The organism is Saccharothrix sp., from assembly GCF_031180885.1.
In the GTDB taxonomy this organism is placed as follows: Bacteria; Actinomycetota; Actinomycetes; order Mycobacteriales; family Pseudonocardiaceae; genus Actinosynnema.
Window position 1 is genome coordinate 62,231 of the sequence record NZ_JAPSLK010000041.1, and the last position, 8,923, is coordinate 71,153.

Below are 8,923 nucleotides of genomic sequence, written 5' to 3' on the forward strand. Positions count from 1 at the left end.
GGCTCTTTCCCCAGGGACGTATCTGTTGTGCTGGACGCTCGCGCTGTTTTCCGGGTGGGAACGACGCGAGCGTCCAACTTCGCGGGCCTGTACCCCCTGAGCCCTCCTCGTGCCCCCTCCGCCTTGCCCCGTGCTTCCGCCGGCCTTGGGGAACTTTCCCTCGATCGAGTGACATGCAGGATCGGGAACCAAACGCCACTTCCCGCGTCCCGTGATTGAGGGAGGTCGCGGGCCACGGGCGATCCGTTGGGTCGGGCAGGCCGGTCGGCTGGAGCGTGGCCGGGGCGGCCGGCTGGGTCGGGTCGGGCGGGCCTGCTGGAGCCGGGTGGGGCGGCTGGGGCGGGCCGGTTGCGGGTCGGCTTGACGAGCCGCTGTGCGGGGTTTGGCCCAGCGGTACCACTACGGGTGGCTCGTGTTGAACGCGGTCGTGCTCTACCTCGTTGCGGTGGGTGCAATCCGGCAGGTGGCCCGGGTGCCGGAGGGGCGGTGGTCCGGCGGGAGGGTGTGGCCAGGTAACGGGTGGTCCGTGCGCCCGGTCGTACTCGACCAGCCGTGCGCCTGGTCCTACTCGACCAGCGCGGGCAGGCGGCCGGACTTCACCGCCTTCGCCAGGTCCTCGTGGTCGGCGGTGGTCTGGTCGGCGTAGTCGAAGGCGTAGCGGGCGAACGCGTCGTCGAGCGCATCGCCGTTCGTGCAGTAGCCGGCCAGCAGGCGCGGGTCCACCGAGCGGGAGTGGGCGCGGGCGAGCAACGCCCCGGCGAAGCGGCCGTAGTCGTCCAGGTCGTCGCGCTTCAACGTGGTCGCGTCGATCTCGCCCTTGCGGTTGCGGAACTGGCGGACGATGAACGGGCGGCCGTCGATGGTGGTCCAGCCGAGCAGGATGTCGGTCTCCGCCTGCACCAACCGCGCCCCGTGCACGATCCGCTTGCCCTCGTGCTTGGCCTCGGGCACGGCCAGGAACGGCGCCAACGCGGACCGCCGGGCCTCCTTCGCCTGCAACACCAGGGCCTCGTTCCCGTTGCCGTGCAACAGGATCAGGTAGTTCCGCAAGCCGGCGCTACCGGTGCCGACCACGCGGAACGCCACGTCCGACACGCCGTAGCGCATGATCAGGTTGTACCGGGACTCACGCAAAGTGTCCACATAGGACGGCAGGGCGGAGACCACGGACGCCGCCTCGGCATCGGGAATCCGGCTCAGCACGGGCGGGTCCGCGATGAACCGCCAGTGCTCACCCTCCCGCCGGGTCCACTTGGCGGCGACCTTCGCACTCGTGTTCTTGCGCGCCTTGGACGCGGCCTTGGTGAACTCGTCCAGCAGGTCGTCCGCCTTCGTCTTGGACAGCACCGACTCGTCACCCAGCGCCGACCACGACTCCAGGAACGGCATCTCCGCCAAGTGCCGCACCGCGCCCCGGTACGCGCGCACGGCGTCCGTGGCGGCGTCCAGGCACCCCTTCTCCGACACCCCGCCCTCACGGCCGGCCAGCACCAGCGACGTCACCAACCGCTTGAGGTCCCACTCCCACGGACCGGGCAGGGTCTCGTCGAAGTCGTTGATGTCCATGACGATCCGCCCCTCGGGCGTCCCGTACAGGCCGAAGTTGGCGGCGTGCGCGTCCCCGCACAACTGGGCGTCCAGCCCGCTGCGCGCACAGGCGGCGAGGTCCCCGGCCATCAGGCCCGCGCTGCCCCGGAAGAACGCGAACGGCGACGCCAGCATCCGCCCGACGCGCAACGGCACCAGACCGGGCAGTCGCCCCTCGTTGGACGCCTCGATGAACTCGACCACGGACGGCCGGGCGGCGGCGAGCTTCATCGTCCGGTGCGCCTCGTGCGGCACGACCGACCGCAGCGCGCGCCCTTCCGCCAGGACCTCTTCCGGCTCCGTCCAACGCCCCAACGCGACGGCCGCCGCGGCTCGCCTGTGCTCACCCATAACCGCAATATCGCACGGGAAACCGCATTGATACGGTCTGTTTCCGCCCGTGGTCGAGCGGAAACAGACCGTGACTCCGAGGCCGGCTACATCAAGAACTCAACACCGACGCGATCGCGTCGACACCCTGGTCGAGTTCAGAGCGCGTGATCACCAGCGGGGGAGCGACGCGCAGGGTGGTGTCCTGGGTCTCCTTGCACAGCACGCCCAACCCGGCCAGCGCCTCGGACGCCTCGCGCCCGCGCGGACCGCCCGGAGCGATCTCCACGCCCGCCCACAGCCCGCGCCCGCGCACCTCGGCCACCCCGCGCCCGACCAGCTCGCCGAGCCGCGCGTGCAGGTGCTCGCCCAGTTCGCGGGACCGCTCCTGGAACTCCCCGGTCGACAGCAGCCGCACCACGGCCCGCCCGACCGCGCACGCCAGCGGGTTGCCGCCGAACGTCGACCCGTGCTCACCCGGCCGCAGCACGCCCAGCACGGCCCGGCTGCCGACCACCGCCGACACCGGCATGATCCCGCCGCCCAGCGCCTTGCCCAGCGTGTACAGGTCGGCCCGCACGCCCTCGTGGTCCAGCGCGAACAGCTCGCCGGTGCGGCCGAGCCCGGACTGGATCTCGTCGGCGATCAGCAGCACGTCGTGCTCGTCGCACAGCGCCCGGATGCCCGGCAGGTACCCGGCGGGCGGCACGACGACGCCCGCCTCGCCCTGGATGGGCTCGATCAGCACGGCGGCGGTCCGGTCGGTGATCGCGTCCCGCACCGCGTCCAGGTCGCCGTACTTCACGATCTTGAACCCGGGGGTGAACGGGCCGAAGTCGGCGCGCGCGGTCTCGTCGGTGGAGAAGGACACGATGGTGGTGGTGCGGCCGTGGAAGTTCGACCCGGCCACGACGATCTCCGCCGTCCCCTCGGGCACGCCCTTCACCCGGTACGCCCACTTGCGGGCCACCTTGATCGCGGACTCGACGGCCTCCGCGCCGGAGTTCATCGCCAGCACCATCTCGGTGCCGGTGAGCTCGGCCAGCTCGCGGCAGAACGGGCCGAACTGGTCGTGGTGGAACGCCCGGCTGGTCAGCGTGACCCGGCCCAGCTGCTCGACCGCCGCCGCCACCAGGTCCGGGTGGCGGTGCCCGAAGTTGAGGGACGAGTACCCGGACAGGAAGTCCAGGTAGCGGCGTCCCTCGACGTCGGTCACCCACGCGCCCTCGCCGTGGGAGATCACGACCGGCAGCGGGTGGTAGTTGTGCGTGCTCCACTGCTCGTCGAGCGCGATGAACTGCCCAGTGGTGGGAACGGCGATGGCGGTCATGTCACCAGGCTAAGGGGCCTGCGCCAGCGATTTCATCCGGGGAGTGTTGCGTCTTCGCTAACTTCGTTGCGCAGTTCGCTCCGATTGCGGTGAATCGTTGCGCAGCGGGCGGCGGGAAGATCGCCCGGCTAGAGTCCGACGATGGCCAAGAAGTCGACGCAGGTCCAGTCGATTGGGGACGCCTTCCGGGTGGTGCCGGGGGAGTTCGACGTGGCGAAGGTCGACCCGGCCGGCACCCCGGTCGGTCCCAAGGACAAGGTCGCCGCCGCCGCGGACATGTCCGACGTGGGCCGGCAGCTCGACGAACTCCAGGAAGCCCTGTACGCCGAGGGCTCGGCCGGCGGCCGGCGGCGCGTGCTGCTGGTGCTGCAGGGCATGGACACCTCGGGCAAGGGCGGCACGATCCGGCACGTCGCGGGCCTGGTGAACCCGCAGGGCCTGCACATCGCGTCGTTCAAGAAGCCGACGCCGGCCGAGCTGAGGCACGACTTCCTGTGGCGGATCCGGCGGCAGGTCCCCGGACCGGGGCGCATCGGCGTGTTCGACCGCTCGCACTACGAGGACGTGCTGGTCGCCCGGGTGGACAAGCTCGTGCCCGCCGCCGAGTGGCGCAAGCGCTACCAGCTCATCAACGACTTCGAGGCGGAACTGGCCGAGGGCGGCGTGACGGTCGTGAAGTGCTTCCTGCACATCTCGCCCGAGCGGCAGAAGGAACGGCTGATCGCGCGGCTGGAGGACCCGACCAAGCGGTGGAAGTACAACCCGCACGACATCTCGGTGCGGGCGAAGTTCTCCCAGTACCAGGTGGCCTACCAGGACGCGCTGACCAAGTGCTCGACGCCGGCGGGGCCGTGGTTCGCCATCCCGTCCGACCGCAAGTGGTACCGGAACTGGGCGGTCGCCCGGATCCTGCTGGAGACGCTGCGGGAGGTCGCCCCGGTGTTCCCGGAGCCCTCGTACGATCCGCTCGTCGAGTTGGCACGCCTCCGGGACGCCGATCCGTTGCGCTAGACGCAATCTTCGTTGCGTGTATTGCCCTTCTGGACCGGTCTAGTCCAGGGTGGGACTCGCCGCGGGCTCGGTGAGCGGAGGTCTGGCGTGGCAGTGGACAGGCGGCGGTTCCTGGGGGCCGTGGGCGTGGGAGCGGGGTTGCTGATGACCGAGGGTGTCGCCGAGGCGCGCGGGGAAGTCCGGGTCTACCTGGGCACCTACACCACCTGGCCGGGCGGCGGCGCGGGTCTCGGGCTCGCCGCGTACGACCCGCGCACCGGGCGCCTGCGGTCGGTGGGGGTGGTCGAGGGCGTGCCCAACCCGTCCTTCGCGATCACCGCGGGCCGGCGGGTGTACGCGGTCAACGAGCAGTCCGGCGGCGCGGTCACCGCGTTCGAGGTGCGCGACGGCGTCCCGCGCGTGCTGAACACGCAGAGCACCGGGGGCGCGGACCCGTGCCACCTGGTGCTGCACCGCGGGCACGTGCTGTCGGCCAACTACTCCTCCGGCAGCGTGTCGGTGCACCCGGTCCGGCCCGACGGCGGTCTGGGCGCGCGCACGGACCTGGTGCGGCACAAGGGTTCCGGCCCCGACCCGGACCGCCAGGAGGGGCCGCACGCGCACCAGGTGCTGCCCGACCCGACCGGCGAGTTCGTGTTCGCGGTGGACCTCGGGGCGGACGCGGTGTTCGGCTACCGGCTGGAGAACGGCCGGCTGACCCCGGTTTCCACCGCCCGACTGCACCCCGGCGCCGGCCCGCGCCACCTCGCGTTTCACCCGAACGGGCGGTTCGCGTACGTGGCGAACGAGCTGGATTCCACGATCGTGGTGGCCTCGTACGCGCGCGGCGAGCTGACGTTCGGGCAGAAGCTGAGCACGTTGCCCGCGGGCGCGCCCACGACGCCGCGCAACTACCCGGCCGAGGTGCTGGTGTCGGCGGACGGCCGGTTCGTCTACCTGTCCAACCGGGGCCACGACAGCGTGGCGGTGTTCGCGGTCGGCCGGGACGGCGCTGAACTGCGGCTGGTCGAGGCGGTGCCGGTGGGCGGCGAGTTCCCGCGGCACCTGGCGCTGGACCCGGCGGGGCGGTTCCTGCTGGCGGCCAACCAGAACTCCAGCGCGGTGACGACGTTCGCGGTGGACCGTGAGACCGGTCGGCTGCGGCTGGTGCACACGTTCGCGGCACCCGTTCCGGTGTGTGTCGCCTTCTAGGGTCTGGTTCGACCCGTTCGACCGTCCACAGTGGTACGCCGGGTGCATGAACCTCGTGGCAGCACTGCTGTTGGCGGCCCTCGTCCCCGCGCCCGCCGCGCCGGAGTACGTCGCCCTGGGCGACTCCTTCGCGGCGGGCGTCGGCACGGACCGCGAGTCGTGCGGGCGCTCGGACAAGGCCTACCCGGAGCTGTTCGCTCGGGACCGCTACGACCTGGACTTCAAGGCGTGTGCCGGCGCGACCACGGCCGACGTCGAGCGGCAGGCCGCGGCCCTGTCCCCGTCGACCGCGCTGGTGACCGTGACGGTCGGCGGCAACGACGCGGAGTTCACCGAGGTCATGACCACGTGCGTGCTCAGCGACGAGCGGCGTTGCGAGGAGCGCGTGGCCGAGGCGGAGCGGTTCATCGGCGCCGAGTTGCCCGACCGGTTGGGGCGCTTGTTCGGGTCGATGCGCTCGCAGACCAACGCTCCGGTGGTCGTCCTGGGCTACCCGCGGCTGTTCGAGCAGTCCGACCCGTGCTCGTTGAGCGGGCCGAAGCGGGCGGCGGTCAACCGGGCCGCCGACCGGTTGGCGGAGGTGCTGGCGGCGCAGGCCGCCGCGTTCAGCTTCACCTTCGTGGACGTGCGGGGGCGGTTCGACGGGCACGGGGCGTGCGGGGACGAGCCGTGGGTCAACGACCTGACCCTCCCGATCACCTCGTCGTACCACGCCAACGCCGCCGGCCACCGCGACGGCTACCTCCCGGCCCTGGCGGACGTCGCCACGTAACCCTTGACCCGGTGTCTCCGCAAGTGCAGAGCCCTTGACCCAGCGACTTCGTAAGTGCAGACTTACCGTTCGTGGGGACTTACGGAGCACTGGCGGCGCTGGGCGACCCGACCCGGCGGCTGATCTTCGAGCGCCTCACCGCCGGGCCGCTGGCCGTCGGGGAGCTGGCGGCCGGGTTGCCGGTGAGCAGACCGGCCGTGTCGCAGCACCTCAAGGTGCTCAAGGAGGCGCGGCTGGTGCGGGACGAGGCCGTGGGCACGCGGCGCGTCTACCGGGTCGACCCGGTGGGCGTGCGGGAGCTGCGGGACTACTTCGACGACATCTGGGCACAGGCGCTCGCCGCGTTCGCGCGCGCCGTGGAGGAGGAGACATGACCGAGGTACGCCGTTCCGTCACGGTCCGGGCCACCCCGGACCGCGCGTTCGAGGTGTTCGTGACCAAGTTCGCCGACTGGTGGCCGCTGTCCAGCCACCACATCGGGGAGTCCGACGCGGCCACGGCCACGATCGAGCCGTTCGAAGGTGGGCGGTGGTTCGAGCGCGGTGTGGACGGCTCGGAGTGCGACTGGGGCGCGGTCCTGGCCTACGAGCCGCCCACCCGGCTGCTGCTGTCCTGGCACCTGGACGGCCGCTGGTCCTACGACCCAGACCCGGCGCGCGCGAGCGAGGTGGAGCTGACCTTCGAACCCGAGGGCGCGACCACCGTGGTCACCCTCGTCCACCGCCACTTCGAGCGCCACGCCGTCGACCCGGGGCGCATCGCCAAGCAGGTCGCCGGCGGGGGCGGCTGGGGCGGGCTGCTGGAGATGTACGCGGCCGTCGTGTAGGTCCGGCATAACCCGTTGGCGGCGGCCCGGCCGGGACGACGATGATGCCACGCGTGAACTCCACCAACGGGCTGCGGAAAGTCGCGGCCACGCGTTATGTCACGCCCTTCCGGGAAGGCGGGTCGCTGCCCGGCCTGGTCGAGGCCGACGACCTCGGCATGTACGTCCTGAAGTTCCGGGGCGCCGGGCAGGGCGTCAAGGCGCTGATCGCCGAGATCGTCGTCGGTGAGCTGGCCCGGCGGCTGGGGTTCCGGGTGCCCGAGATCGTGCTGGTGGAGCTGGACCCCGAGCTGGGCCGGGCGGAGCCGGACCAGGAGGTGCAGGAACTGCTCAAGGCCAGCGGCGGGCTGAACCTGGGGCTGGACTACCTGCCCGGGTCGTTCGACTACAACCCCGTGGTGCGCGAGCCGTCCACCGACACCGCGACCCGCCTGCTGTGGCTGGACGCGTTGACCCTCAACGTCGACCGGAGCTGGCGCAACCCGAACACCCTGCTCTGGCACCGCGAACTGTGGCTGATCGACCACGGCGCCTCGCTGTACTTCCACCACTCGTGGCACCCGGACCGCTTCCCGGCCAAGTCCTACCGCTTCGACGCGGCCGACCACCTGATGCTGCCCTTCGCCGGCCCGCTGGCCGACGTGGACGCGGAACTGGGTGCGAAGATCACCCCGGACCTGCTCGCGGAGGTCCTGGCCCTGGTCCCGGACGAGTGGCTGGCCCAGGACGAGGTCTTCGGCGCGGCCGGCCGCGCGGCCTACGCCCGGTTCTTCGCCGCACGCCTGACCCAGCGCGACTGGGTCGCCGACCTGGAGGCCGCCCGTGCCGCACGTGTTTGAGTACGCGCTGCTCCGCGCGGTGCCGAGGCAGGAACGGGGCGAGTTCGTCAACGTGGGCGTCCTGGTTTATTGCGCCGCGCTCGACTTCCTGGGCGCGCGCGTGCACGTGGACGAGGAACGCCTCCGTGCCATCGACCCGTTCCTGGACGTGGAGCTGCTCAAGGCGAACCTGGACCACTTGGGCATCTCGTGCGACGGCAACCCGTTGGCGGGCCCGGTGGCGAAGACCACACCCGGGCAGCGCTTCCGGTGGCTGATCGCACCGAGGAGCACGATCATCCAGACCTCGCCCGCGCACACGGGGCTGACGGAAGATCCGGAAGCAGAATTGGACCACCTGCTGAGGGCACTCGTACTACCTCCGACCCGGTAAAGCCACCCGCTGTTCCGCGCCGCAGGCGCCGTTTTGCGCGGCGCAGCGGCTGCTTTTGCGCCGCAGGCGCTGCTTTGCTCGGGCTTGCGAAGCCACAGCGGGGCCTCGGTTCGTCCCCCGTACGGCCTGGGCGCAGCCCAACCACGCTTCGGTCCTTTCCTCAACCACGCTTTACCGGTTGCGGAAAGGGCTGAAGCGTGGTTGCCTCCGGCAGGCCGTACGGGGGACGAACCGACGCCCTTCCACCCCTGGGGGCCTGCCGCGCGGCGAGCGCCGCTTTTGATCTTTCAGCTTTTGACTTGAGAGCGCGTCAGCGCGTCCGCTTGAGAGCGCGTCAGCGCGTTCAAGAGCGCGAAGCGCGTTCGCGCTTGCGGAAGCGAAGCGCGTTGCGTCTACACGCGCGAAGCGTGGGCTTGAGAGCGACAGCGTGACTCTTAAAGATTAAAAGAGCCTCGCCGGCGGGCGAGCCGCCAAGGATGACACAACTACAACGGCGGGGGCTTCTTGCTTGTGTCATCCCCGCATGACCCGGCAAAGCCGACCACATTTTTGGCCGGGTGCCGCTAAAAATTTTGCTCGTTCCTCACAAAATTTTCGGCTGCACCCGGCCAAAAATGTGGTAGCCCTTCGGGCGGGCCATACGGGGATGACACAAGCAAGAAGC

9 protein-coding genes are annotated in these 8,923 nt (G+C 71.0%); 7 read left to right on the plus strand and 2 right to left on the minus strand.

Annotated features, from left to right (window positions below):
• Positions 1 to 564 precede the first annotated feature (564 nt).
• Positions 565 to 1,938 (minus strand): DUF2252 domain-containing protein, encoded by a 1,374-nt coding sequence (locus tag RIN75_RS32245; RefSeq protein WP_309115833.1) that lies wholly within the window; start codon positions 1,936 to 1,938, stop codon positions 565 to 567.
• A gap of 91 nt (positions 1,939 to 2,029) precedes the next feature.
• Complete coding sequence (gene rocD, locus RIN75_RS32250) at positions 2,030 to 3,247, minus strand: ornithine--oxo-acid transaminase (RefSeq protein ID WP_309115834.1); 1,218 nt, start codon at positions 3,245 to 3,247, stop codon at positions 2,030 to 2,032.
• A gap of 141 nt (positions 3,248 to 3,388) precedes the next feature.
• Here rocD and RIN75_RS32255 point away from each other — a divergent pair, with 141 nt between their 5' ends.
• The 7 genes from RIN75_RS32255 (at position 3,389) to RIN75_RS32285 (ending at position 8,259) form a co-directional block, all read left to right on the plus strand.
• Positions 3,389 to 4,258: a PPK2 family polyphosphate kinase gene (locus tag RIN75_RS32255; protein ID WP_309115835.1), complete on the plus strand. Its 870-nt coding sequence runs from the start codon at positions 3,389 to 3,391 to the stop codon at positions 4,256 to 4,258.
• 87 nt (positions 4,259 to 4,345) lie between these two features.
• Positions 4,346 to 5,449 carry a lactonase family protein gene (locus RIN75_RS32260; RefSeq protein WP_309115836.1) on the plus strand — a complete coding sequence of 368 codons (1,104 nt, stop codon included), beginning with the start codon at positions 4,346 to 4,348 and terminating at the stop codon, positions 5,447 to 5,449.
• Positions 5,450 to 5,495: 46 nt separating this feature from the next.
• Positions 5,496 to 6,221, plus strand: coding sequence for an SGNH/GDSL hydrolase family protein (locus tag RIN75_RS32265; protein ID WP_309115837.1), 726 nt, complete (start codon positions 5,496 to 5,498; stop codon positions 6,219 to 6,221).
• Positions 6,222 to 6,292: 71 nt separating this feature from the next.
• On the plus strand, positions 6,293 to 6,595 hold the full coding sequence (locus RIN75_RS32270) for a metalloregulator ArsR/SmtB family transcription factor (RefSeq protein WP_309115838.1): 303 nt from the start codon (positions 6,293 to 6,295) through the stop codon (positions 6,593 to 6,595).
• On the plus strand, positions 6,592 to 7,047 hold the full coding sequence (locus RIN75_RS32275) for an SRPBCC family protein (RefSeq protein ID WP_309115839.1): 456 nt from the start codon (positions 6,592 to 6,594) through the stop codon (positions 7,045 to 7,047). The genes RIN75_RS32270 and RIN75_RS32275 overlap by 4 nt, the downstream gene beginning before the upstream one ends.
• Before the next feature lie 44 nt (positions 7,048 to 7,091).
• A complete protein-coding gene (locus RIN75_RS32280) occupies positions 7,092 to 7,886 on the plus strand; it encodes a HipA family kinase (protein ID WP_309115840.1) in 795 nt (264 codons plus the stop codon).
• Positions 7,870 to 8,259 carry a DUF3037 domain-containing protein gene (locus RIN75_RS32285; RefSeq protein WP_309115841.1) on the plus strand — a complete coding sequence of 130 codons (390 nt, stop codon included), beginning with the start codon at positions 7,870 to 7,872 and terminating at the stop codon, positions 8,257 to 8,259. Before RIN75_RS32280 ends, RIN75_RS32285 begins: the two co-directional genes overlap by 17 nt.
• Positions 8,260 to 8,923 lie beyond the last annotated feature (664 nt).

Coding starts and splice junctions, on each gene's coding strand:
- RIN75_RS32280 (WP_309115840.1), top strand. CDS start 7,092: ATGCCACGCGTGAACTCCACCAACGGGCTGCGGAAAGTCGCGGCCACG.
- RIN75_RS32255 (WP_309115835.1), top strand. CDS start 3,389: ATGGCCAAGAAGTCGACGCAGGTCCAGTCGATTGGGGACGCCTTCCGG.
- RIN75_RS32245 (WP_309115833.1), bottom strand. CDS start 1,938: ATGGGTGAGCACAGGCGAGCCGCGGCGGCCGTCGCGTTGGGGCGTTGG.
- RIN75_RS32275 (WP_309115839.1), top strand. CDS start 6,592: ATGACCGAGGTACGCCGTTCCGTCACGGTCCGGGCCACCCCGGACCGC.
- RIN75_RS32265 (WP_309115837.1), top strand. CDS start 5,496: ATGAACCTCGTGGCAGCACTGCTGTTGGCGGCCCTCGTCCCCGCGCCC.
- rocD (WP_309115834.1), bottom strand. CDS start 3,247: ATGACCGCCATCGCCGTTCCCACCACTGGGCAGTTCATCGCGCTCGAC.